Raw genomic sequence first — 22,379 nt, 5'->3', positions numbered from 1 at the left:
GGCAAAAGCTTAGACTTAGAGTCTAACCAGTGCGGAGCGGTAGTTCAGTTGGTTAGAATACCGGCCTGTCACGCCGGGGGTCGCGGGTTCGAGTCCCGTCCGCTCCGCCACTTATTCCAGACCTCAGCAGAAATGCTGAGGTCTTTTCGTTTCTATCAGGTTATTTTGGTCTTCGACCAACGAGTCCCGGTTGCCTGCAACCCCAGCCGTTCGCCACTTATTTAGAAAGCCAGTCTTAGGACTGGCTTTTGTCGTTTTAAAGCACAGCCTCTTCCCTTGTAGGAAATGAGTCCCGGTGTCCACATTCCTGGATTAGACGCTCCGCTCTCAGCCCTTCACTAGATAAAGCCTACTAACTAAACCTACCACTATTTTCTCATTCCATCACTTGGTCTCTACACGCTTATTTGCTAACCCTCTCAGGGTATCGTCGTTTACTTGTTTTGGATAATCAACTTAGACGCACTTAAGAATCGTTGGATAGTTTACGCTTGAACAAATGGTAACAGCGGTGGGGAATCTTGGTCTTTTGCGTGATGAGAACTCGCCACTAGGTTGCAACGAGACATACATGAGCAGGCTGAGTATCGAGTTGAAGAAATAGTTAGCAAGCTATAAATTCTGACTGTGTTTTTGAGTCCGACTCTCTATTTAACCTGAGTGGTCGGCTAACACAACCTGGTTTCGTCCTCTGTGTTTAGCTTGGTATAGCGCGACATCAGCGTTAGCGAGTAGATCATCAAGACTGTCACTTTCACTTAACTGGGCGACACCAAAACTCATGCTGCATAGGTGATCGCTCAGTCTGATGGAGACGTTCTTTGATACGTGTTGTCGAATTGCCTCGGCATATTGAACGGCACTATTCGCATCACAATCAATCAATAGAACCATGAACTCATCTCCACCAAATCTAACCACGAACACATTTTCTGAATCTGGCAATAGACTCGTCATACCATAGGCGATCTTCTCGATAGTTTCATCTCCGACGATATGACCAAGTTCATCGTTAATCTGCTTAAAGTGATCAATATCGGTCATCATCAAGCTCACTGGTTTAAGCTGGAATCTCGCGTTGGCAACCATTGTAGGTATTAGCTCATCCATCACACGGCGATTGTATAATCCTGTCAATGGATCTTTGAGCGACAATTGGTGAATTGACTTAATCAAGCGGGCGTTGTTTAACCACAGCATACTCAAACTGATCGTAACTAACAAAATTAGACAGAATAAGTATGTTAAGGCGTGAACTGGGCCCGAATGCATATAGCTCGTAATCGTCGCTCCGAAGACGCTAATTATGGCGCGCATAAACATAAACAGACCGTACGCGAAAAACGGCAGCGCCATGAGTAGTAACGGCACCAAGGCGTCATCTTTGCTACCGCGCAGCAATGCCCAAGCACTGGTAAAACAAGTGGCACAAATGTAGGCGCTAATTACGATCACTCGCGCATTGATGGATGGAAGAATATAGGTGAAGTAGTAGAACAAAGCCCCAGCCACAACTAGCGCGATGCAAAGTAAGTGCAATATTCGGCTAGAGTATCCCCGTACGTAACTGATGCCGAGTAGCAAGTAAAAGAAACCAAGCATGATAAAAAAATTGGCGACGACAATGGTTAGCCAGTCAGGTGCTTGCCCCCTAAAACCAAGTAAAGCCGGGCCCAGCCCAATTAAGAATACACCTAGCGCTAGTGTTTTTAATCCCTCTATCTTCTTTTGACTGGTTTGATATACAAATAAGCCAACCGAATAGATGAAAGAAAAAATGATTACGGTGAAGTTGAGGGTTCTAATATCTAGGGTGAGTGAATCCATCGAGTTGCCTAGTCGTGTACATTAAGATCATTCGTTATTGATGACTCTATGATTGTGACTGACGTACAACTTTTGAGGTATTGAAAATATGTGAAAATGCCAATAGCGTCATAACAATCGTACAAAATTCAGCTATTGGCATTCAATATGGATTATTGATCGGTTAGCTCTTGAGTTTTGGCTTTTTCAATCATTGGCGTGATAGTGGAGCCTTGGACCAAGATAGAAAACACCACCACGGAATAGGTCATGACGAGAATGATCTCTTTAACGTCGATAAGTTTATCTTGTATTACCCAAACCCCAGACGGGATCGACAATGCCATCGCCAAGGCTAACCCCCCGCGTAGTCCACCCCAAGTGAGGATATTAATCGACCATTTGTTGTAGCGACGATAGCGTTTGAATCCGAGATAAGACAACCAGACGCTCAGGTAGCGAGCGGATAGAACCAGCGGAACAGAGAAGGCCATTAATATCCAATCTTCTTTATGGAACTCGAACAGTAGCATCGATAGACCGATCAATAAGAACAGCACACCATTTAGAAATTCATCGACCAGTTCCCAGAAGTGGTCCAAGTGATCTTCGCTCTCTTTCGAAAAACCAATAAAACGCGTCCAGTTACCGATCATAATTCCAGATACCACCATTGCGAGGGGACCTGATACATGAATAACTTCTGCAAATGCATAGCCAGCGGTTGGCACGCCGATCGTTAACAGTAGTTCCATTGAATGGTCGTCAGTTGAGCTGATCAAGAAGTGGAATAGTAGACCAAGTGCAAAGCCGTAAAGGATGCCTCCGAGTGCTTCTTGTAAGAATAGTAGTGTGACGCTGCTCAGTGTTGGGGGTTCGCTCCCAAACGCTATTGTGAATAGGGTTACAAAGATCACCAAACCAAAACCATCATTGAACAATGATTCGCCTTCGATTTGAGTAGAGATACGTTTTGGCGCATCGAGTTTTTTGACGATTGCCAATACGGCGATGGGGTCTGTAGGAGAGATGAGGGCTCCGAACAGTAAGCAGTATACCAAATCAAACTGGATGTGAATCAGTTGACAGAAGCCATATAAAGCGAAACCAATTAGAAAGGTAGACACTAACGTGGCACCGAGTGCAAGAACAGTGATTTCCCACTTTTGATCTTTAAGGTTAGGTAGCTTGATGCCCAATCCACCGGCAAACAATAAAAAGCCTAAGATCCCTTTAAGTAAGAAATCTTCAAAGTTAATGCTAGCGACGGTCTTTGAGGCAATCTCTGTTAAGTGGAACCAATCATTTTGACCTGCGATTAGGATCAACAGTGACAACATCATCGCGCCAGCGGTAATAGCGATAGTGGTTTGCATTTTACCTATCTTGCTGTTTACAAATGCTATCAACATTGCCGCAGCAGATAAAAAACAGAGTGTGTAGTAGACCGACATTGGATTCTCATAATGTAACAAATTGTGAATGAAGATTTTCGGATCACCATGTTCAAATAGCAAACACTTTTTTGTGATAAATAAGTCATTACTTAGATCGTTTAGACGTCTAGACTCCTTTTTAAACTGTGATAGGATGGAATGATAGTAAAAGGAATGAGGCTGTACCGTGGGAACTAATGTAAGGCAACAGATTGAAGCGCAGTTAAAGCAACGCATCTTGCTGATTGATGGTGGTATGGGCACCATGATCCAAGATTACAAACTGGAAGAACAAGATTATCGAGGCGAGCGTTTCGCTGATTGGCATTGTGACCTTAAAGGCAATAATGACTTGTTGGTTCTGTCCCAGCCTAAACTTATTAAAGATATTCATACCGCTTACCTCGAAGCAGGTGCTGATATTCTTGAAACCAACACTTTTAACGCAACGACTATCGCGATGGCTGACTACGAGATGGAAAGCCTTAGCGAAGAAATTAACTTTGCCGCTGCCAAGCTCGCTCGTCAAGCGGCAGATGAGTGGACAGCAAAAACGCCACATAAACCGCGCTATGTGGCGGGTGTACTAGGTCCAACCAACCGGACTTGTTCCATTTCTCCTGATGTCAACGATCCTGGTTACCGCAATGTCAGCTTTGATGAGTTAGTGACCGCTTACTCCGAATCAACGCGTGCCTTGATTAAAGGTGGCAGCGATTTGATCTTAATTGAAACCATCTTCGATACCTTAAATGCCAAAGCGTGTGCGTTTGCTGTTGATACAGTATTTGAAGAGTTAGGTTTCTCACTGCCTGTGATGATTTCGGGGACCATTACCGATGCGTCTGGGCGCACCCTATCAGGACAAACAACAGAAGCGTTTTACAATTCATTACGTCATGTTAAGCCAATTTCATTTGGCCTTAACTGTGCTCTTGGTCCGGATGAACTGCGTCCGTATGTCGAAGAGCTCTCTCGTATCTCGGAATCTTATGTCTCGGCCCATCCTAACGCTGGTTTACCTAATGCTTTTGGTGAATACGATCTGTCAGCCGAAGAGATGGCTGAACATGTTAAGGAGTGGGCAAGCAGTGGGTTCTTGAACCTCATTGGTGGCTGCTGTGGTACGACGCCGGAACATATCCGCCAAATGGCTGCAGCCGTGGAAGGCGTGAACCCGCGTGTACTGCCAAGTCTTACCGTAGCGTGTCGTCTTTCAGGGCTTGAGCCGCTAACGATTGAAAAAGAGACACTGTTTGTCAACGTTGGTGAGCGCACTAACGTTACTGGTTCTGCCCGTTTTAAGCGTCTGATCAAGGAAGAGCTTTATGACGAAGCACTCGATGTTGCTCGTCAGCAAGTGGAAAACGGTGCGCAAATTATCGATATCAACATGGATGAAGGCATGTTGGATGCCGAAGCATGTATGGTGCGTTTCCTCAATTTGTGTGCCTCTGAGCCTGAGATCTCAAAAGTGCCGATCATGGTCGACTCGTCTAAATGGGAAGTGATCGAAGCGGGTCTGAAGTGTATTCAAGGCAAAGGTATTGTTAACTCTATCTCGCTTAAAGAGGGCAAAGAGAAGTTTATTGAGCAAGCAAAGCTGATCCGTCGCTATGGTGCCGCTGTGATTGTGATGGCATTTGATGAAATCGGCCAGGCAGAAACGCGTGAGCGTAAACTAGAGATTTGTACCAATGCCTACCGCATCTTGGTCGATGAGGTCGGCTTTCCACCAGAAGACATTATTTTTGACCCCAACATTTTTGCCGTAGCGACAGGCATTGATGAGCATAACAACTACGCCGTCGATTTCATTAATGCGGTCGCTGATATCAAGCGTGATTTGCCTCATGCGATGATTTCTGGTGGGGTCTCTAACGTTTCGTTTTCTTTCCGTGGCAACAACTATGTCCGTGAAGCGATTCACGCTGTGTTCCTCTACCACTGTTTTAAAAATGGTATGGATATGGGGATCGTTAATGCCGGTCAGTTGGAAATATACGACAACGTGCCAGAAAAACTGCGTGAAGCAGTTGAAGACGTGGTATTGAACCGCCGTGATGATGCAACGGAACGCTTGCTGGATATTGCCGGCGAGTATGCTGAAAAGGGCGTTGGAAAAGAAGATGATGCGAGCGCGCTTGAATGGCGAACTTGGCCAGTCGAAAAACGGTTGGAATATGCCTTAGTGAAAGGGATTACCGAGTATATTGTCGATGATACCGAACAGGCGCGACAGCAAGCTTCTAAACCGTTAGAAGTGATCGAAGGTCCGTTGATGGACGGGATGAATGTCGTCGGTGACCTATTTGGTGAAGGCAAGATGTTCTTACCTCAGGTGGTTAAATCTGCGCGTGTCATGAAGCAAGCCGTCGCACACTTAGAGCCATTTATAAATGCTGAAAAACAAGCGGGTTCTACCAACGGTAAGATTTTGCTGGCAACGGTAAAAGGCGATGTCCACGATATTGGTAAGAATATTGTTGGCGTGGTATTGCAGTGCAACAACTATGAAATCATCGATCTTGGTGTCATGGTACCGTGCGAAAAAATTCTTAAAGTGGCTAAGGAAGAGAATGTCGATATCATCGGATTGTCAGGGCTAATCACTCCGTCACTAGATGAAATGGTGCATGTCGCCAAAGAGATGCAGCGTTTGGACTTCGATTTACCTTTGTTGATAGGTGGTGCAACTACCTCGAAAGCGCATACAGCGGTTAAGATTGAGCAAAACTATCAGCATCCTGTGGTTTACGTGAATAATGCTTCCCGTGCGGTAGGTGTCTGTTCTTCATTGCTTTCTGAAACTCAAAAGCCTGCTTTTGTTGAAAAGCTGCAAGCTGATTATGACGTAGTGCGCGACCAGCATGCACGTAAGCGACCTCGCACTAAGCCAGTTACCCTAGAGCAAGCGCGTGCAAATAAAGTGGCCATCGACTGGGAGAACTACACCCCACCAGCGCCGGCTAAACCGGGTGTGCATGTGTTCAATGATTTTGATGTTGCGACACTGCGCAGCTACATAGATTGGACGCCTTTCTTTATGACCTGGTCACTGGTGGGGAAATACCCTGCGATTTTAGAGCATGAAGAGGTCGGAGAAGAAGCGAAGCGCCTGTTTAAAGATGCCAATGACTTGTTAGATAGAGTTGAGCAAGAGGGGCTACTGAAAGCGAGTGGTATGTGTGCTTTGTTCCCCGCAGCCAGTGTCGGTGATGATATAGAAGTTTACACCGATGAATCTCGTACTGAAGTGGCTCATGTATTGTACAACCTTCGTCAGCAAACAGAGAAACCAAAAGGTTTTAATTACTGTTTGTCGGATTACATTGCACCGAAATCCTCTGGCAAGCTTGATTGGATTGGCGGTTTTGCCGTGACTGGAGGCATCGGAGAGCGCGAGCTCGCAGATCAATACAAAGCGGCAGGTGATGACTACAATGCGATCATGATCCAAGCGGTTGCAGATCGCCTAGCTGAAGCTTTTGCTGAGTACTTACATGAGCGTGTACGTAAAGAGATTTGGGGGTACTCTGTGGATGAAGACTTATCCAATGATGACCTTATTCGCGAAAAATACCAAGGCATACGTCCGGCTCCTGGCTACCCTGCGTGTCCTGAGCACACAGAGAAAGGGACATTATGGCAAATGCTCAACGTTGAAGAGGCAATTGGTATGTCTCTTACGTCAAGTTATGCGATGTGGCCTGGCGCTTCGGTTTCAGGGTGGTATTTCTCACACCCTGACTCGCGTTACTTTGCTATCGCTCAGATCCAGCAAGACCAAGCGGAGAGCTACGCTGAGCGCAAAGGGTGGGATCAACTCGAAGCAGAAAAATGGTTGGGGCCTAACCTCAATTAATACCCCTTATAAAATAAAAAAAGCGCAGCTCGAGAGCTGCGCTTTTTACGTTCAGTGATTAAATGATAATGGTCGCCAGTCCTAAAAAGACCGAGAGGCCAATCACATCGGTGACGGTCGTCAAGGCCATCCCTCCAGCGAGGGCAGGGTCAATATTCATTTTCTTGAGTAAGATAGGGATAGTCACTCCAGCGATGCCTGCGACCAGCAGGTTAGTCAGCATGGCTGCAGAGATAATGCCGCCTAACATCCAGTTGCCTTTCCAGGCGATGACAATTCCACCAATGATCAGGGCCCACAAGATACCATTGAGCAAACCAATCGCGGCTTCCTTCATCAGTAGCTCCCGTTTATTGGAGTCACCGATGTGGCCGAGTGCCAGGCCGCGAATCACCAGTGCTACCGTTTGGTTACCGGCCACCCCACCCATCGAAGGGACAATAGTCATCAATACGGCAATTGCAGCCATTTGATCTAACGTCGCTTCAAACATGTTGGATACTGAGGCCGCAGCCAATGCAGCGAGTACATTGGCGCCTAGCCAGATACTGCGTTTTCTTGCAGATTTAACCACAGGTGCAAAGGTATCTTCGTCATCATCCATACCCGCCATGCTCATCATCGAGTGCTCAGCGTCTTCGCGGATAACATCGACCACGTCATCGATAGTAATACGGCCGACTAGCTGTTGGTTCTCGTCAATGACCGGAGCTGAAACCCAGTTTCGGCGCTCAAACAGGCTCGCAATATCCGAATCACTCATAGTGACGTCAATCGCTTCGTCGGCATCTTCCATTACGTCTGAAATTTTCACATCAGGTTGAGTGGTGAGAAGGGTCGTGATTGGTAGCTCGCCAATCAAGCGGTTCTCTTCATCGATCACATACAGCGCGTCGGTCGCCTCGGGCAGTTCTCCTTTCATGCGCAAATAACGCAATACCACATCAACATCGACGTCACCACGAATTGTGATTACGTCGGTGTTCATCAAACTACCCGCAGTATCTTCCGGATAGGAAAGGGCCGTCTCAACCAAAAGACGCTCGGCAGCATCCATTTGGGCAAGCACTTCGCGTGAGACGTCATCAGGTAGACTACGCAATACGTAGGCGACGTCATCTGTCTCCATGCCTTCCGTAGCTTCTGCCAGCATTTCTGGTGCCATCTTTGACACTAAGGCGTCTTTAACGTCCTCATTGAGCTCGTCAAGGATTTCACCATAATCTTCAGGGTCGGTCAGTTGCCACAGGACTTCACGGCTTTTGCGCGGCGAGGCTTCTAAGAGATGGGCAATATCTTCGGGCTCCATGTCCTGTAACTGACGACGGACATGGACAAATCGACCATTTTCGAGTGCTTCAGTGACTTCTTGGAGGGCCTGGTGAGCTTGATCGAACTCTATCTGCTCTGCCATTCGTTCCCCCTAACTCGTTGTTGTTACAATGCGAAACATAGTAACGTAATTTTAGAATGGATTTAATCAGTTATTGTGAAGCTCGTGGATTTAGTTTCTTTTGAGGGGTTATTCTTCTTCGTCGAACTTGTCTTCAATGAGATGACAGACGGCATCGAGCGCGGGCTCGGCATCATTGCCTTCTGCGCTGATGGTGACATATTCGCCTTGTGCCGATTCAAGCATCAGTAGACCCATGACGCTATCAGCGGTGGCTTCTTTACCTTCGTGGTTTTGAATAGTGAGAACCGCTTGAAAAGATTGGGCAAGTTCAACCAGTTTTACAGCAGCGCGAGCATGGAGTCCCAAACGATTTTGAATTAATACTGTGCGGCTCTGCTGCATAAACTATTCCTTATGATTTTTCTCTAACGAAGCGTGACGAATTTGAACCTGGTGGCCCATTTCGGCAAAGTATTCACCGATTTGCTGAGTGAGATAAACCGAGCGATGTTTACCGCCAGTACAACCGATCGCAACCGTCAGATAACTGCGATTGTTTTTCTCCAGTAGCGGTAACCAGTGTTCGATGAACTTCTGTATTTGCTGTTTGAGTTCCATCACTTCTGGATGGCTTTCTAGGAAGGACTTAATCGGTGCGTCTAAGCCAGTTAATGGTCTTAGGTCGGGTTCCCAGTGTGGATTGGGTAAAAAACGCACATCAAATACGTAATCAGCGTCACTGGGTAGGCCATATTTAAAGCCAAACGATTGGAATACCATGACGAGGTCTTTACGCTCGCGACCTTCGACGCGCATGCGTACCGTTTCGCTTAGCTCATGTAGGGATTGGTTGCTACTGTCAATGACCAGATCGGCGTGCTCTTTGAGCGGTGATAAAATACAACGCTCTTTTTCTATCGCTTGCTCTAAGGATGTGTTTTCTAGGCTAAGTGAAAGTGGGTGGATGCGACGAGTTTCACTGTAGCGCTTAAGCAGTGTTTCTTTGTTGCCGTCTAAAAACAGCACACTGACGTCGGAGCCTTGTTTGAGCTTGCTCAGGACATCTTCAACAAGATTGGGTTCTTTCGGTAGGTTTCGAATATCGATACTGACCGCGACGTTTTGTTTGCTCGACTGAACCGATTGGACGAACACTTCCAGTAAATCGACTGGCAGATTGTCGACACAATAGTAGCCAAGATCTTCCAGTACGCGTAAGGCGACACTTTTACCCGCACCAGATTGGCCGCTGACGACGATGAGACGCATTATTGATTGACCATAATGTCATAAAGCTCTTGGTCGGATTGAGCTTTACGCAATTGTTTGAGGACTTGTTTGTCGTTGAGACGTTCGGCCATACTTGACAGGGTTTTGAGGTGCTCTTTGCATTGGGCATCCGGCACTAACAGGGCAAACAGTAGGTCGACGGGACGGTTGTCGATGGCGTCAAACTCGACGGGTGATTGACATTGAAGTAGTACCGCGACAGCTTTATCGTTCGATTGCATACGAGCATGGGGAATGGCAATCCCATTTCCGATGCCAGTACTGCCCATTTTTTCACGGCTGAGCATACATTCAAATAATTCAGTGGAGTTTTGCCCGGTTTGTTCGGCGACCAGTTCGCTGATCATCTCAAGGGCTCGTTTTTTACTAGTACATTGAACTGCACTTTTTGTGCAGTCCAATGTTAGGATTTCGCTTAGTTGCATGGTAATTAGTGAGCGTTTAGCTTTTCTTTGTGCTTGTTCAGCTGTCTAACGAGCTTATCGACAAGGGAATCAATCGCTGCATACATGTTTTCATCTTCTGAAGAGGCATGAATTTCAGCTTGGTTAACGTGAAGGGTAGCTTCTGCGATTTGACGAACTTTTTCAACTTTTAGTACCACATGAATGCTATTTATGTGGTCAAAAAAGCGTTCTAGCTTTTGAAATTTTTCGTTTACGTAGTCTTGCATTGAATCGGTGAGATCAATGTGGTGGCCATTAATATTGATTTGCATAGACTTTCCTTCTCGGTTGTAGGCCTAAAGCAGGCGTTTGCGCTGACTGGAAGGGGCAATACCTAATGATTCACGGTACTTAGCAATCGTCCTTCTAGCGACCTGGATCCCTTGGTCAGCGAGTAGAGCTGCAATCTTGCTATCACTGAGCGGCTTAGCGCTGTTTTCTGCAGCAACTAGCTTCTTGATTAGAGCTCGAATTGCAGTTGATGAGCACTCCCCGCCATTGTCTGTACTGACATGACTAGAAAAGAAGTACTTCAGTTCAAAAATACCCCGTGGGGTATGCATAAATTTTTGCGTGGTCACCCTAGAAATGGTGGATTCGTGCATGTCGACGGCGAGGGCGACATCATTTAGCACCATCGGCTTCATCGCTTCTTCACCATACTCAAAGAAATCACGTTGATGTTCAACAATACACTTAGCAACTTTGAGCAAGGTCTCGTTTCTACTTTCTAAGCTTTTTATCAGCCATTTGGCCTCTTGTAGATTGCTACGAATATACTGACTATCTGCGCTATTTCCTTTGCCTAACGCGGCGTATTGTTGATTCACTTTAAGGCGAGGGACCGAATCGGGGTTGATGGTCACTACCCATTTTCCGTGGTCCTTAAATACCGATACGTCAGGTATCACGTACTCGGCGTGTTCGGCTGAAATTCGGCTTCCTGGTCTTGGGTCGAGTTGCTGGATTAGTTTCAGCACTTCACGCAAGTCCGCTTCTTTGAGCTTAGTCTCTTTTATGATCAGTTTGTAGTCACGGTTGCCGAGTTGGTCAATGTGGTCAGTAAGGACTAACTTAGCCTCGTTGAGCCAAGGAGTATCTTCAGGGAAGGTTGCCAACTGGAGTAACAAGCAATCTTGTAAATTCACGGACGCGACACCGAGTGGGTCAAACTGTTGAACTCGCTTGCGCACCGCCTCAATTTCGTCGAGCTCTATCTCTTCGTTATCGAAGCTGTCGAGAATATCCTCGGTTGATACGGTTAAATAACCATAGTCGTCGATAGCGTCAATAAGAGCGAGGGCAATGGTGCGGTCAGTGTCACTGAATGGTGTCAGGTCGAGTTGCCAAAGAAGGTAATCTTGAAGGGATTGAGTGGTTTCACCTTGATAGACCGGCATATCATCGTCGGCAGCGATACCAGTGCTCCCTGTATTGGCACTGTATACGTCATCCCAGGTAGTATCGATTTCGAGGTCATTACTGATCTCTGATTTTTCAATTAGGTCTGAGCTGTCTTTTACATCTGGTTCTGCTTGTTCAGCCAATTCGACCGTGGGTTCTTTTTCTTCCGTTTGGCTCTGCTCTTCTGGTGATGGCTCATCACTGGTTTCTTCAACTTCAAGGAGAGGGTTGGAGTCCAAGGCTTCTTGGATCTCTTGTTGAAGATCTAGCGTAGACAGTTGCAACAAGCGTATTGCCTGCTGTAACTGAGGTGTCATCGCTAATTGCTGTCCTAGCTTGAGTTGTAATGAGGGTTTCATTCAGTTTTAGTTGCCTTAATTCTGGAGAATCTTACCGTTCTTTCCTTTAATCATAGACGGAATTGTTCACCGAGATAAACTTGTTTAACTTGCTCGTTGTTCAGTACTTGCTCAGGTGTGCCTTCGGCAATTAGATGACCTTGGCTGACGATATACGCCTTTTCACACACATCGAGCGTTTCACGTACGTTGTGGTCGGTGATAAGTACGCCTAGGCCCCTGTCGCGCAGATGCTCGATGATCTTCTTGATATCAATGACCGAAATTGGGTCTACACCAGCAAAGGGTTCATCCAACAGGATAAACTGTGGATTCGCCGCTAAGGCACGAGCAATCTCTACTCGGCGTCGTTCACCCCCTGATAATGCCATACCAGCACTATGGCGTATGTGCTGGATGTGGAATTCTTCCAACAAATCTTCCAGCTTGTCTTGGCGCTCTTCGCGAGTCATCTCTTCGCGAGTTTCGAGCACGGCCATGATGTTGTCTTCAACCGACAGCTTGCGGAAGATAGAGGCTTCTTGTGGCAAGTAACCTATGCCCATACGCGAACGGCTATGCATAGGCAGGATACTGATGTCACTATCATCAATGGTGATGGTGCCTTGGTCACGAGCGACTAGGCCGACAATCATGTAAAATGAGGTGGTTTTACCCGCACCATTAGGGCCTAACAAACCGACAATTTGTCCTGATTCGACCTGCAAACTGACATCAGTGACCACAGTTCGGTTGCCGTAAGTTTTGGCTAAGTGCTGCGCTTTTAGTATCGCCATAATTACTCTTGTACTGCTTGAGGCTGAAGAACGGTTGAGACGCGATCGCCTTTCTCTTTACCGTCAGCGATCAGTTTTTGAGAGGAGATTTTGTAGCGGATCTTGGTGCCACGAATCACGCTATCATCTTGCGAAAGCATGGCTTGATCAATCATAGTCAGTTGATCATCGACCATTTTGTAATACAGCTCTTTGGCCTCACCGTATAAGGTTTTTCCATCATCGGTTAACTGAGAAAAGGTGGCCAGATCGCCGTACCCTTCGATCTCTTGAATCGAGCCATCTTGAGCATCTCGGGTGACAATGACTTTATCGGCATTGATGTTAATACTGCCCTGCTTGAGTTTGACATCACCAATGAATGTCACTTTATTGCTCTGCATATCAAGCTGTTGGCTATCAGAGTCAATGTAGACAGGTTGGTCTCTGTCTGTCGACAATGCAAGCGCCTGTCCTGACAGAAATAAACAAGAAATCAGACTAAGGTGTGAGAGTTTCATATCTACCTTGTACGTGGTTATATAGGGTGGCGTGATTGTCGGCAAAGTTGCCGGTCATCGCCTGTCCTATTGTTTCAAATTGCGGGCCTACCATCACCACTTGGTTATCTGCCCAAAAATCTCTGCTATCCAACTGAATGTTCATGACATCGGTGGATAGAGTATCAAAACCTGAATCAGGTAATAAGTTGGTGGCGAGCACATCATCATAGAGTGTTAGAACGTGGTCTTGAGTCAACACACCGCGAACAGCGGTAATTTCCCACTCTTGAGTTGTGCCTTGTTTAAATACTTTTAATACCGGGCGATGAAAAATGGTATCGCCACTTTTGGCGTAGTGATCAAGGTTGACTGACGTGATCACATAGCTGCGAATCCCCTGTTCGTTATAAGAGGTATTCTCCAATCCTTTGCCGCTAAACATCGGTACTTCTGTATCTGGCTCTACTTGGATATCATAACTCTGCTGCTGCTCGAAAAGATAGTAAGCAGACCAGCAAATGATAAAAGCCAAAATAAGATAACCAATACGAGATAAACTCATATACTCAGACCTTTATGAACTTCTAGTTCGTTTCGTGCTTGAAGAATGAGGTCACACACTTCTCTGACTGCACCATGGCCACCGCGAATCGAGGTGACATAGTTCGCTCTGCGTGCGAGCAAGGGGTGGCCATCTGCGACACAAACCTTGAGCGCGACTTGCTCCATCACGGGCCAGTCAATTAGGTCATCACCAATATAGCCTGTGTTCTCTGGGGCGATGTTGAGTTTATCGCAAATATCTTTATACGCCTTCACTTTATCGTCTTGACCTTGATAAATGAGTGAAATGCCGAGAGCTTTCATCCGGTTTTCGACAATCTGCGAGCTTCGACCAGTAATGATGGCCACCTCAATGCCCGCATTCATCAGTGATTTTACCCCGTAGCCGTCACGGGTATGGAAAGTTTTTAGCTCTTCGCCATCATTACCCATATAAACCAGGCCGTCAGAAAAGACCCCATCTACATCACAAATTAACAGCTTTATCTGTTTGGCAACGTCTAAAATAGATGGTTCAACCGGTTGATATAAAGTCTCTACAAGTGTGTTCATCACATCACCCCAGCTTTAAGTAAGTCGTGCATGTTGAGTGCGCCAACAACCACACCATGCTGGCATAAAATCAAACCGTTGATGCTTTTTTGTTGCATTAGGTTGAGGCCCTCTGCTGCGAGCATGTTGGGCTCCGCTATCGTCGGGTTGACCGTCATCACATCACCAATTAATGCGCTGTGAATATCAATTCGCTTATCTAAGATACGGCGTAGGTCACCATCGGTAAAGATGCCGACCAGTCGCTGCTGCTCGTCAACCACTGCAGTCATGCCTAAGCCTTTTTGACTGATCTCGAGTAGCGCGTCACGCACCACAGTGGTCGGCGTCACTAGCGGCAGGTCGTCGCCTGTGTGCATGATATCGGCGAGTTTTAGTAGCAGTTTACGTCCGAGTGCGCCACCTGGATGCGACAAGGCAAAGTCTTCGGCTGTAAAGCCTCGGGCTCTCATGAGCGCCATGGCTAGCGCATCGCCCATAACCAAGGTTGCGGTGGTGCTTGACGTTGGCGCAAGCTGAATTGGGCAGGCTTCTTTAGGTACGGTAATTTGCAGGTGGATATCGGATAGTTTCGCCATGTTGGAGTGAGGCTTACCCGTCATACTAATGATTTTGATGTTGAGCCGTTTAAGAACCGGAAACAGACCAAGGATCTCAGACGACTCACCAGAATTAGAGATGGCGAGCACGATGTCTCCTGCTTCTATCATCCCAAGGTCACCGTGTGCGGCCTCTCCGGGGTGAACAAAGAAAGAAGAGGTGCCGGTACTGGCCAATGTCGCGGCAATTTTATTACCGATATGACCGGATTTACCCATTCCCATCACTACCACCTTGCCTTCTTTGTTGGCAAGGATCAGCTCACAGGCTCGAACGAAATCATCGTTCAAGTATTGGTCTAATTGTTCTAAGGCAGCGATTTCGGTTTTGAGTACTTCTAGGGCTGCAGAGCGATAATCAAACATACACAACTCCAAACTCAGACTAAGCTGTCATATTCATAATTAAGTAACCTTGGTAGGCAATAAAACTGCAGAACAGTACCCCACCTTCGAGACGGTTGATACTGCGTGATTTACCCAACGCCATGGCAACCAGCAGTAGTGATACGCCCAGCATGACCCAGAAGTCGCGCCCCATCGCATACTCACTCAATACCGAAGGGTTTAAGATGCCTGGAATCCCCATCACGGCCAAGATATTGAATACATTTGAGCCGATGATATTGCCTACCGCCATATCATCTTCACCTTTCATGACGCCAGCCAGAGAGGCGGCAAGTTCTGGAAGGCTGGTGCCGACAGCGATGATGGTTAATCCGATCACAAGATCACTCATGCCAAAGTACTGAGCAATAATCACTGCGTTATCGACCAACATATCGGCAGATAACGGCAACACGATTAGACCAATCACCACCCAGAGTGCGGCTTTAGCATTACTCACCCCATCGGGCACTTCAGACTCTTGTTCTTCCAGCATGGCGTCAGCGATACCGCTGGCTTTTTCTTTCTGGCTGATGCGAAGCATAGCGATGATAAACGCGCTAAATAGGACAAAAAGCAGCACCCCCTCATAGAAACCAAGGTGGCTGTCCCATAGCAGCACCCCCGCTAGCAGGGTCACACCAATCATCAATGGCAGTTCACGACGCAAGACCGCTGAACTGATTGACAAGGGTTTTATCAAAGCAGTGATGCCGAGAATGAGTGCGATATTGGCGATATTTGAACCAAGCACATTGCCGACCGCGGTGTCCGTTTTTCCATCTAATGCTGCCGTTGCTGAAACCATCATCTCAGGTGCTGATGAGCCCATTGCTAGGATAGTCATACCGATAACTAACGGAGAGATACCGACGTTTCGTGCAAGTGCCGCGGCACCAAATACCAGCTTATCGGCACTCCAAACTAAAAAGACTAAACCAATAATGAGAAACACAACGGCTTCGAACATGATAATTCCTAATCCATACACTTCGAGAGAATTTAACCGTTAATTTTGACGCTTTGGGTATTAAAAGGGAAGCAGTTCATTCAATTAATTGTCAGGTGATGCTACTAAGCCAACAAAACGGACATTGTTATATGGCAAGTCGCTAATATTTGATGCATCACAATTAATTGAACAGTGCTTTAAATTCTGTACCAATGTGCTTATGATTGCCCATTCTTACTAGAACGAATAAGAGTTCAACATGGAATCTGAAGACTTAGTGACCGTCAAGCAACTAACGTTTTCTCGTGGAGAGCGCAAAATATTTGATGATGTCAGTTTGCGCATGCCGAAAGGAAAAGTCACCGCGATTATGGGGCCATCAGGGATAGGAAAAACGACCTTATTGCGCCTGATCGGAGGACAGCTTTACCCTGAGCAAGGAGAGATTTGGTTCGATGGTAACAACATCCCATCACTAAGCCGCAGCAAACTCTACCAAGAACGTAAAAAAATGAGCATGCTGTTTCAATCAGGTGCGCTTTTTACCGACTTATCGGTGTTTGATAATGTCGCTTTTCCTCTCAGAGAGCATACCGAATTAGACGAAGAATTGATCCGTACTTTAGTACTGCTGAAACTTGAAGCTGTGGGCTTACGCGGCGCAGCACAATTGATGCCGAGCGAGCTCTCTGGCGGAATGGCCAGACGTGCCGCGTTAGCACGAGCCATCGCTCTTGATCCTGACCTTATCATGTTTGATGAACCTTTTGTTGGTCAGGACCCCATTACTATGGGGGTGCTGGTGGAGTTGATCCATAATCTCAATCAGGCGTTAGGTGTGACGGCGATTGTGGTATCACACGATGTCCCTGAGGTGATGAGTATTGCTGATTGGGTGTACATCTTAGCCAACGGCAAAGTCGTCGCCTGTGGCACGCCTGAAGAGCTACGTGACAACCCCGATCCACAAGTGCAGCAGTTTTTGCAAGGCAATGCCGATGGTCCGGTGCCTTTTCGACATCCAGCGCAGCCGTTGGCTAAGGAGCTCTTTTCATAATGGCAAACTTAGCAAATTATGTTGCATCCGTAGGTCGCAGAGCAATGTCAGTCAGTCAGGCCTTTGGCCGAGCCAGTTTGATGTTATTTGGGGCTTTAGCCAGCCGTCCACAACCGCTGAAAAATCTGCCGCTTTTGGTTAAGCAACTGTATAGCGTTGGCGTGCAATCACTGATCATTATTGTGTTGTCAGGTCTGTTTATCGGTATGGTGCTCAGTCTTCAAGGCTATGTCATTTTGGTTGACTTTGGCGCCGAAGGAGCACTGGGCCAAATGGTTGCGTTATCCTTGCTGCGCGAGCTTGGCCCTGTGGTGACCGCGCTGCTGTTTGCGGGTCGCGCTGGCTCTGCACTAACGGCAGAAATCGGATTGATGAAGGCCACAGAGCAGCTATCCAGTATGGAAATGATGGCCGTTGATCCGCTAAAGCGGGTTATCGCACCACGCTTTTGGGCTGGTGTTATCTCTATGCCTTTACTGGCGATGATTTTTATGGCCGTCGGTATTTGGGGCGGTCAGTTAGTCGGGGTGGATTGGAAAGGCATTGATCACGGCAGCTTTTGGTCTGCGATGCAGGCGTCTGTTGAACTCGGCCAAGATATCGGTAATAGCATGATTAAGAGTTTAGTCTTTGCGATTACCGTTACTTGGATCGCGCTGTTTAACGGTTATGATGCGATTCCGACTTCTGAGGGAATCAGCCGCGCGACGACACGTACCGTCGTACACTCTTCATTGGCAGTACTTGGTCTAGACTTCGTACTAACTGCATTGATGTTTGGGAACTAATCATGCAACAAACTAGAAAAACTGAATTATGGGTTGGTAGCTTCGTTCTCGCTGGAATTTGCGCAATTTTAGTGATGATCTTTCAAGTGGCTGACGTAAAGGGACTAGGCTCTAGCGATACTTATACTCTGAAAGCAGAGTTTGACAATATTGGTAGCCTTAAGGTGCGTTCTCCTGTCAAAGTTGGCGGTGTCGTCATCGGGCGTGTGACGAACATTGGCCTAAATACTGAATCGCTGTTACCCGTGGTGACGATGGCCGTCAGTACTCGTTACGACCAGTTTCCCGAAACATCGAGTGTGAAGATTCTCACTTCGGGATTGATCGGTGAGCAATACATTGGCTTGACGCCAGGCTTCGTGTTTGACGACGAACAGATGCTGGTGGATGGGGATTTTATCGAAGACACCAAATCGGCGTTGGTGCTTGAAGACTTAATTGGCCAGGTACTTTACAGTGTCGGCGGCTCAGACGAGTAGGGAGTTGTTATGTTTAAAAAGTTAGTACTTACTCTGTTTTCAATCCTTATTGCATTTGGTGCTCGTGCAGAAGGCATTGATAAAACTCAGCCTTATCAGATGATGCGCCAGGTGGCAGAGGCGGCGTTTTCGCGGTTGAAAGCGGAACAAGACTTGATTCAGCAAGACCCGAATCATCTCAAAGTGATTGTGAATGAAGATTTAATGCCGTTTGTTAATGAAAAATATGCCGCGCTGAAACTGCTTGGGCCGAACTTAAAGGGGGCAAAACGCGAAGATGTTGGTGAGTTTATCGTCGCGTTCCGGTCCTATTTGGTCACTTCCTATGCGCAAGTATTGACTCAGTACACCGACCAGAGCATTGAGTTTGAGCCGGAACCCTCAATAGATCCAAGTAAAAGCATTACCAGCATTAAAGTCGACATTATTGATGCCCCTAGACCCAATATTAAGTTGGAGTTTAAGCTACGTCGTGATAAGCGAAGTGGCGAGTGGGAGGCATTTGATTTAATTGCTGAGGGTATCAGCTTGCTCTCGAGCAAACAGTCGGAATGGAGCTCTAAAATACGTCAAGAGGGCATTCTAGCCGTAGCGCAAGAGCTAACAGAGTTATCAAATCAGCCGATCCGTTTCGAGAGCAGCAATAATGGATAATTTGCAGTGGCGGCTAGACAGTGAACTGCATTACTCACTCAGCGGTGACCTCGACCGCGAAAGTGTGCCGGCGTTATGGCAGACGTTAAAACAGCAAAACTTTTCTCGTGGTGCTGTGAATGTGTCGCTGGAAAAGGTTGTTCGCGTCGATTCAGCAGGTATGGTCATGCTAATCCACCTAATAGAGCATGCAAAAAAACAAAACTGTCATATAATGCTCAGTTTCGTGCCGGATGAACTGCACACATTATTTCAGTTAAGCAATGTCGAAGAGTTCGTTGCGGAGCATTTAGAGAGTACAACAGGGGTGAATTGTGGATAGCGCAAAAGTACAACAGATTTTGAACGACGCATTAAGTTTAGAAGAGCTACACGTCAAAGGCGAAGGTAGCCATTATGAAGTAGTTGCTGTTGATGCTTGTTTCGATGGAATGAGTCGCGTTAAGAAGCAACAACTGATTTATGCACCACTGATGGAATATATCCAACGAAATGACATTCACGCTGTTTCTATCAAAGCCTACACTCCTGAAGAGTGGGCTCGTGATAAGAAGTTGATGTCACTGTAAGGTTTTAGAATGGAAAAGTTTCGAGTAATTGGCTCTAAAAAGCCTCTAGTTGGTGAGGTCACCATCTCAGGTGCAAAGAACGCCGCTTTACCTATTTTATTTGCGTCAATCTTAGCCGAAGAGCCGATTGAGGTCGCGAATGTCCCACGCTTGCGTGATATCGATACTACCATGGAGCTACTTAAACGCTTAGGCGCTAAAGTTGAGCGTAATGGTTCTGTGCATGTCGACCCAAGCAGCATCAATGAATACTGTGCGCCGTATGATCTAGTCAAAACCATGCGAGCCTCTATTTGGGCACTAGGTCCACTTGTCGCTCGTTTTGGTCAAGGTCAGGTTTCACTGCCCGGTGGCTGCGCTATCGGTGCCCGTCCGGTCGATCTTCACATCCACGGTTTAGAGCAACTTGGTGCGACCATTACGCTTGAAGATGGTTACGTAAAAGCCCATGTCGATGGCCGCCTTAAAGGTGCTCATATCGTCATGGACAAAGTGAGTGTGGGTGCCACCATTACAATTATGTGTGCAGCAACGCTTGCTGAAGGCACTACTGTACTGGATAACGCCGCTCGCGAACCAGAAATCGTCGACACCGCTGATTTCCTAAACAAACTGGGGGCGAAGATCTCAGGCGCAGGAACCGATACGATTACCATCGAAGGAGTTGAACGCCTCGGCGGTGGTCAGCATGCTGTGGTTGCCGACCGTATCGAGACCGGTACTTTCTTAGTTGCTGCGGCGGTTTCTGGCGGTAAAGTGATTTGTCGCAATACCAAGGCGCATCTGCTAGAGGCTGTTCTGGCGAAGTTAGAAGAGGCGGGGGCAGCGGTCGAAGCAGGAGACGATTGGATTTCGGTTGATATGACCGGACGTGAGCTGAAAGCGGTGACGGTACGAACCGCGCCACACCCAGGTTTTCCTACCGATATGCAGGCTCAGTTCACTCTGCTGAATCTGATGGCAAAAGGCGGTGGTGTGATTACCGAGACTATCTTTGAAAACCGCTTTATGCACGTACCAGAGCTGATGCGTATGGGTGCCAAAGCTGAAATCGAAGGTAACACCGTTATTTGTGGTGATGTTGAAGAACTCAGTGGTGCGCAAGTGATGGCGACCGATCTGCGTGCATCTGCTAGTCTGGTTATTGCAGGCTGTATCGCGCATGGTGAAACCATCGTTGACCGTATTTATCATATCGACCGCGGTTACGATAAAATTGAAGATAAGCTTTCTGCGCTCGGCGCTAATATTGAACGTTTTCGCGATTAACGATAAAATCAGCTAACGCTTGTAAGCCGAAACGCGAGTTTCGGCTTTTTTATGAATATCAGATCAGTGAGAGTCTTTATTTAGCGATGAGTCTCTCTGTTCTTGGAGAACCACGATGATTGCACTATTACGTGTATTGGCTGTTGCGATTTTTGCAATTGTGATGTTTGTGTTTGGTTGCGGCTACTGTCTATTGAGCCCGCGTAATCCTAAGCACGTTTTTACCTTTGGTCGCCTGTTTGGCAAGATGTCACGCGTGTTTGGAATCAAACTCGAACTGCGTATTCCGGAAGATGCTTATCAACGCGGTCAGCATGTGTATATCGCTAACCATCAGAATAACTGGGATCTGTTTACGGTTTCGTCTGCTGTGACGCCTAAAGTTGTCACTGTGGGCAAAAAAAGCTTAGCGTGGATGCCACTGTTTGGACAGTTATATTGGTTGACTGGCAATATTCTTATCGACCGAGCCAACCGTTCAAAAGCGAAAGGCACCATAGATCAGGTGGTGGATAGCTTGCAACAGAGCGATGTGTCGGTATGGATGTTCCCTGAAGGGACGCGTTCACGCGGTCGAGGTTTGCTGCCATTCAAAACAGGTGCGTTTCACGCGGCGATTGGCGCGAAGATGCCGATCATTCCAATCGTGTGTAGCTCAACCGCGGGGGTGAAGTTAAATCGCTGGAACAACGGTCATGTGATTGTTGAAATGCTACCACCTGTGTCTATCGAAGGTTATGGTAAAGAAAATGTCCGTGATCTAGCGAACGTATGTCGTGAACAGATGAAAGATAAGCTTGAAGCGCTTGATCAAGAAGTAGCAATGCTAAACCAGCAGCAGGGCGTTAAAGCCTAAGCGAGTTAATGATTGAATGAATAGCCCCAGTGATAACAACACTGGGGCTTTTTTATGGTCGACTACCTAGCAGAACGATATAAAGAAAATGGCGAGTTGAAAGGAGCCTCAAGGAATCACTAAGCTATGCCATGAAGCTCCACTTAGCGTCGGTGGTTTTAGCAAAAACGAAAAAAGCCAAGTCTTTCGACTTGGCTTTTTAAGTTGGCTCCTCCTGCTGGGCTCGAACCAGCGACCTGCGGATTAACAGTCCGTCGCTCTACCAACTGAGCTAAGGAGGAATTATTCTGTTTGTTATCTTTCTAAACGAGAAAGAATGGTGCCGACTACCGGAATCGAACTGGTGACCTACTGATTACAAGTCAGTTGCTCTACCTACTGAGCTAAGTCGGC

General features: G+C 46.9%; 23 protein-coding genes and 3 tRNA genes. 10 read left to right on the top strand and 16 right to left on the bottom strand.

The window, feature by feature from the left end:
• Positions 1–33 precede the first annotated feature (33 nt).
• Positions 34–110, top strand: a tRNA-Asp gene (locus FCU94_RS15135).
• 541 nt (positions 111–651) lie between these two features.
• Here the strand turns inward: FCU94_RS15135 and FCU94_RS15130 are convergent.
• Positions 652–1,827 carry a GGDEF domain-containing protein gene (locus FCU94_RS15130; RefSeq protein ID WP_176289353.1) on the bottom strand — a complete coding sequence of 392 codons (1,176 nt, stop codon included), beginning with the start codon at positions 1,825–1,827 and terminating at the stop codon, positions 652–654.
• Positions 1,828–1,979: 152 nt separating this feature from the next.
• Entirely contained in the window at positions 1,980–3,260 is a 1,281-nt protein-coding gene (locus FCU94_RS15125; RefSeq protein ID WP_176289352.1) for a cation:proton antiporter, read from the bottom strand.
• A 169-nt stretch (positions 3,261–3,429) separates the two neighbouring features.
• Here FCU94_RS15125 and metH point away from each other — a divergent pair, with 169 nt between their 5' ends.
• On the top strand, positions 3,430–7,107 hold the full coding sequence (gene metH, locus FCU94_RS15120) for a methionine synthase (protein ID WP_176289351.1): 3,678 nt from the start codon (positions 3,430–3,432) through the stop codon (positions 7,105–7,107).
• A gap of 58 nt (positions 7,108–7,165) precedes the next feature.
• On the opposite strand, the gene mgtE is transcribed toward metH, so the two are convergent.
• The 12 genes from mgtE to FCU94_RS15060 form a co-directional block, all read right to left on the bottom strand.
• On the bottom strand, positions 7,166–8,521 hold the full coding sequence (gene mgtE, locus FCU94_RS15115; RefSeq protein ID WP_176289350.1) for a magnesium transporter: 1,356 nt from the start codon (positions 8,519–8,521) through the stop codon (positions 7,166–7,168).
• A 108-nt stretch (positions 8,522–8,629) separates the two neighbouring features.
• The gene (locus tag FCU94_RS15110) at positions 8,630–8,905 is read right to left on the bottom strand and encodes an HPr family phosphocarrier protein (RefSeq protein WP_176289349.1); all 276 of its coding nucleotides are present in this window, start codon (positions 8,903–8,905) and stop codon (positions 8,630–8,632) included.
• A 3-nt stretch (positions 8,906–8,908) separates the two neighbouring features.
• Positions 8,909–9,772, bottom strand: coding sequence for an RNase adapter RapZ (rapZ, locus tag FCU94_RS15105; protein WP_176289348.1), 864 nt, complete (start codon positions 9,770–9,772; stop codon positions 8,909–8,911).
• A complete protein-coding gene (ptsN, locus tag FCU94_RS15100; protein ID WP_176289347.1) occupies positions 9,772–10,218 on the bottom strand; it encodes a PTS IIA-like nitrogen regulatory protein PtsN in 447 nt (148 codons plus the stop codon). Before ptsN ends, rapZ begins: the two co-directional genes overlap by 1 nt.
• Positions 10,219–10,223: 5 nt before the next feature.
• A complete protein-coding gene (gene hpf, locus FCU94_RS15095) occupies positions 10,224–10,511 on the bottom strand; it encodes a ribosome hibernation promoting factor (RefSeq protein WP_176289346.1) in 288 nt (95 codons plus the stop codon).
• A gap of 24 nt (positions 10,512–10,535) precedes the next feature.
• On the bottom strand, positions 10,536–12,002 hold the full coding sequence (locus FCU94_RS15090) for an RNA polymerase factor sigma-54 (protein ID WP_176289345.1): 1,467 nt from the start codon (positions 12,000–12,002) through the stop codon (positions 10,536–10,538).
• Positions 12,003–12,052: 50 nt separating this feature from the next.
• Positions 12,053–12,778: an LPS export ABC transporter ATP-binding protein gene (gene lptB / locus FCU94_RS15085; RefSeq protein WP_176289344.1), complete on the bottom strand. Its 726-nt coding sequence runs from the start codon at positions 12,776–12,778 to the stop codon at positions 12,053–12,055.
• Between the two features lie 2 nt (positions 12,779–12,780).
• Positions 12,781–13,278: a lipopolysaccharide transport periplasmic protein LptA gene (gene lptA / locus FCU94_RS15080; protein ID WP_176289343.1), complete on the bottom strand. Its 498-nt coding sequence runs from the start codon at positions 13,276–13,278 to the stop codon at positions 12,781–12,783.
• Positions 13,259–13,822, bottom strand: coding sequence for an LPS export ABC transporter periplasmic protein LptC (gene lptC, locus FCU94_RS15075; protein ID WP_176289342.1), 564 nt, complete (start codon positions 13,820–13,822; stop codon positions 13,259–13,261). Before lptC ends, lptA begins: the two co-directional genes overlap by 20 nt.
• Positions 13,819–14,376: a 3-deoxy-manno-octulosonate-8-phosphatase KdsC gene (gene kdsC, locus FCU94_RS15070; protein ID WP_176289341.1), complete on the bottom strand. Its 558-nt coding sequence runs from the start codon at positions 14,374–14,376 to the stop codon at positions 13,819–13,821. Before kdsC ends, lptC begins: the two co-directional genes overlap by 4 nt.
• Complete coding sequence (locus FCU94_RS15065; protein WP_176289340.1) at positions 14,376–15,341, bottom strand: KpsF/GutQ family sugar-phosphate isomerase; 966 nt, start codon at positions 15,339–15,341, stop codon at positions 14,376–14,378. The genes kdsC and FCU94_RS15065 overlap by 1 nt, the downstream gene beginning before the upstream one ends.
• Before the next feature lie 19 nt (positions 15,342–15,360).
• Positions 15,361–16,332: a calcium/sodium antiporter gene (locus FCU94_RS15060; RefSeq protein WP_176289339.1), complete on the bottom strand. Its 972-nt coding sequence runs from the start codon at positions 16,330–16,332 to the stop codon at positions 15,361–15,363.
• 241 nt (positions 16,333–16,573) lie between these two features.
• Here FCU94_RS15060 and mlaF point away from each other — a divergent pair, with 241 nt between their 5' ends.
• The 8 genes from mlaF (at position 16,574) to FCU94_RS15020 (ending at position 21,986) form a co-directional block, all read left to right on the top strand.
• Positions 16,574–17,371 (top strand): phospholipid ABC transporter ATP-binding protein MlaF, encoded by a 798-nt coding sequence (gene mlaF, locus FCU94_RS15055; RefSeq protein WP_176289338.1) that lies wholly within the window; start codon positions 16,574–16,576, stop codon positions 17,369–17,371.
• Positions 17,371–18,159 carry a lipid asymmetry maintenance ABC transporter permease subunit MlaE gene (mlaE, locus tag FCU94_RS15050; protein WP_217906467.1) on the top strand — a complete coding sequence of 263 codons (789 nt, stop codon included), beginning with the start codon at positions 17,371–17,373 and terminating at the stop codon, positions 18,157–18,159. The genes mlaF and mlaE overlap by 1 nt, the downstream gene beginning before the upstream one ends.
• 2 nt (positions 18,160–18,161) lie before the next feature.
• Positions 18,162–18,638 (top strand): outer membrane lipid asymmetry maintenance protein MlaD, encoded by a 477-nt coding sequence (gene mlaD / locus FCU94_RS15045; RefSeq protein WP_176289337.1) that lies wholly within the window; start codon positions 18,162–18,164, stop codon positions 18,636–18,638.
• A gap of 9 nt (positions 18,639–18,647) precedes the next feature.
• Positions 18,648–19,292, top strand: a complete 645-nt coding sequence (locus FCU94_RS15040) for an MlaC/ttg2D family ABC transporter substrate-binding protein (protein ID WP_176289336.1) — start codon at positions 18,648–18,650, stop codon at positions 19,290–19,292.
• Positions 19,285–19,614: an STAS domain-containing protein gene (locus FCU94_RS15035; protein WP_176289335.1), complete on the top strand. Its 330-nt coding sequence runs from the start codon at positions 19,285–19,287 to the stop codon at positions 19,612–19,614. Before FCU94_RS15040 ends, FCU94_RS15035 begins: the two co-directional genes overlap by 8 nt.
• Positions 19,607–19,861, top strand: coding sequence for a BolA family iron metabolism protein IbaG (ibaG, locus tag FCU94_RS15030; protein WP_176289334.1), 255 nt, complete (start codon positions 19,607–19,609; stop codon positions 19,859–19,861). Before FCU94_RS15035 ends, ibaG begins: the two co-directional genes overlap by 8 nt.
• Positions 19,862–19,870: 9 nt before the next feature.
• Positions 19,871–21,130 (top strand): UDP-N-acetylglucosamine 1-carboxyvinyltransferase, encoded by a 1,260-nt coding sequence (gene murA, locus FCU94_RS15025; RefSeq protein WP_176289333.1) that lies wholly within the window; start codon positions 19,871–19,873, stop codon positions 21,128–21,130.
• A gap of 115 nt (positions 21,131–21,245) precedes the next feature.
• Positions 21,246–21,986: a 1-acylglycerol-3-phosphate O-acyltransferase gene (locus tag FCU94_RS15020; protein WP_176289332.1), complete on the top strand. Its 741-nt coding sequence runs from the start codon at positions 21,246–21,248 to the stop codon at positions 21,984–21,986.
• Between the two features lie 205 nt (positions 21,987–22,191).
• On the opposite strand, the gene FCU94_RS15015 is transcribed toward FCU94_RS15020, so the two are convergent.
• Positions 22,192–22,267, bottom strand: a tRNA-Asn gene (locus FCU94_RS15015).
• Between the two features lie 36 nt (positions 22,268–22,303).
• Positions 22,304–22,379, bottom strand: a tRNA-Thr gene (locus FCU94_RS15010).

Source organism: Vibrio sp. JPW-9-11-11, from assembly GCF_013369335.1.
Classification (GTDB): Bacteria; Pseudomonadota; Gammaproteobacteria; order Enterobacterales; family Vibrionaceae; genus Vibrio.
The sequence above is the reverse complement of the archived record's forward strand: the minus strand, read 5'-3'. Positions and strand labels throughout refer to the sequence as shown.

What these genes read in the sequence shown, in the direction of transcription:
- FCU94_RS15130 (WP_176289353.1), bottom strand. Translation starts at nt 1,827, where the DNA reads ATGGATTCACTCACCCTAGATATTAGAACCCTCAACTTCACCGTAATC.
- FCU94_RS15125 (WP_176289352.1), bottom strand. Translation starts at nt 3,260, where the DNA reads ATGTCGGTCTACTACACACTCTGTTTTTTATCTGCTGCGGCAATGTTG.
- mgtE (WP_176289350.1), bottom strand. Translation starts at nt 8,521, where the DNA reads ATGGCAGAGCAGATAGAGTTCGATCAAGCTCACCAGGCCCTCCAAGAA.
- FCU94_RS15110 (WP_176289349.1), bottom strand. Translation starts at nt 8,905, where the DNA reads ATGCAGCAGAGCCGCACAGTATTAATTCAAAATCGTTTGGGACTCCAT.
- rapZ (WP_176289348.1), bottom strand. Translation starts at nt 9,772, where the DNA reads ATGCGTCTCATCGTCGTCAGCGGCCAATCTGGTGCGGGTAAAAGTGTC.
- ptsN (WP_176289347.1), bottom strand. Translation starts at nt 10,218, where the DNA reads ATGCAACTAAGCGAAATCCTAACATTGGACTGCACAAAAAGTGCAGTT.
- hpf (WP_176289346.1), bottom strand. Translation starts at nt 10,511, where the DNA reads ATGCAAATCAATATTAATGGCCACCACATTGATCTCACCGATTCAATG.
- FCU94_RS15090 (WP_176289345.1), bottom strand. Translation starts at nt 12,002, where the DNA reads ATGAAACCCTCATTACAACTCAAGCTAGGACAGCAATTAGCGATGACA.
- lptB (WP_176289344.1), bottom strand. Translation starts at nt 12,778, where the DNA reads ATGGCGATACTAAAAGCGCAGCACTTAGCCAAAACTTACGGCAACCGA.
- lptA (WP_176289343.1), bottom strand. Translation starts at nt 13,278, where the DNA reads ATGAAACTCTCACACCTTAGTCTGATTTCTTGTTTATTTCTGTCAGGA.
- lptC (WP_176289342.1), bottom strand. Translation starts at nt 13,822, where the DNA reads ATGAGTTTATCTCGTATTGGTTATCTTATTTTGGCTTTTATCATTTGC.
- kdsC (WP_176289341.1), bottom strand. Translation starts at nt 14,376, where the DNA reads ATGAACACACTTGTAGAGACTTTATATCAACCGGTTGAACCATCTATT.
- FCU94_RS15065 (WP_176289340.1), bottom strand. Translation starts at nt 15,341, where the DNA reads ATGTTTGATTATCGCTCTGCAGCCCTAGAAGTACTCAAAACCGAAATC.
- FCU94_RS15060 (WP_176289339.1), bottom strand. Translation starts at nt 16,332, where the DNA reads ATGTTCGAAGCCGTTGTGTTTCTCATTATTGGTTTAGTCTTTTTAGTT.
- mlaF (WP_176289338.1), top strand. Translation starts at nt 16,574, where the DNA reads ATGGAATCTGAAGACTTAGTGACCGTCAAGCAACTAACGTTTTCTCGT.
- mlaE (WP_217906467.1), top strand. Translation starts at nt 17,371, where the DNA reads ATGGCAAACTTAGCAAATTATGTTGCATCCGTAGGTCGCAGAGCAATG.
- mlaD (WP_176289337.1), top strand. Translation starts at nt 18,162, where the DNA reads ATGCAACAAACTAGAAAAACTGAATTATGGGTTGGTAGCTTCGTTCTC.
- FCU94_RS15040 (WP_176289336.1), top strand. Translation starts at nt 18,648, where the DNA reads ATGTTTAAAAAGTTAGTACTTACTCTGTTTTCAATCCTTATTGCATTT.
- FCU94_RS15035 (WP_176289335.1), top strand. Translation starts at nt 19,285, where the DNA reads ATGGATAATTTGCAGTGGCGGCTAGACAGTGAACTGCATTACTCACTC.
- murA (WP_176289333.1), top strand. Translation starts at nt 19,871, where the DNA reads ATGGAAAAGTTTCGAGTAATTGGCTCTAAAAAGCCTCTAGTTGGTGAG.
- FCU94_RS15020 (WP_176289332.1), top strand. Translation starts at nt 21,246, where the DNA reads ATGATTGCACTATTACGTGTATTGGCTGTTGCGATTTTTGCAATTGTG.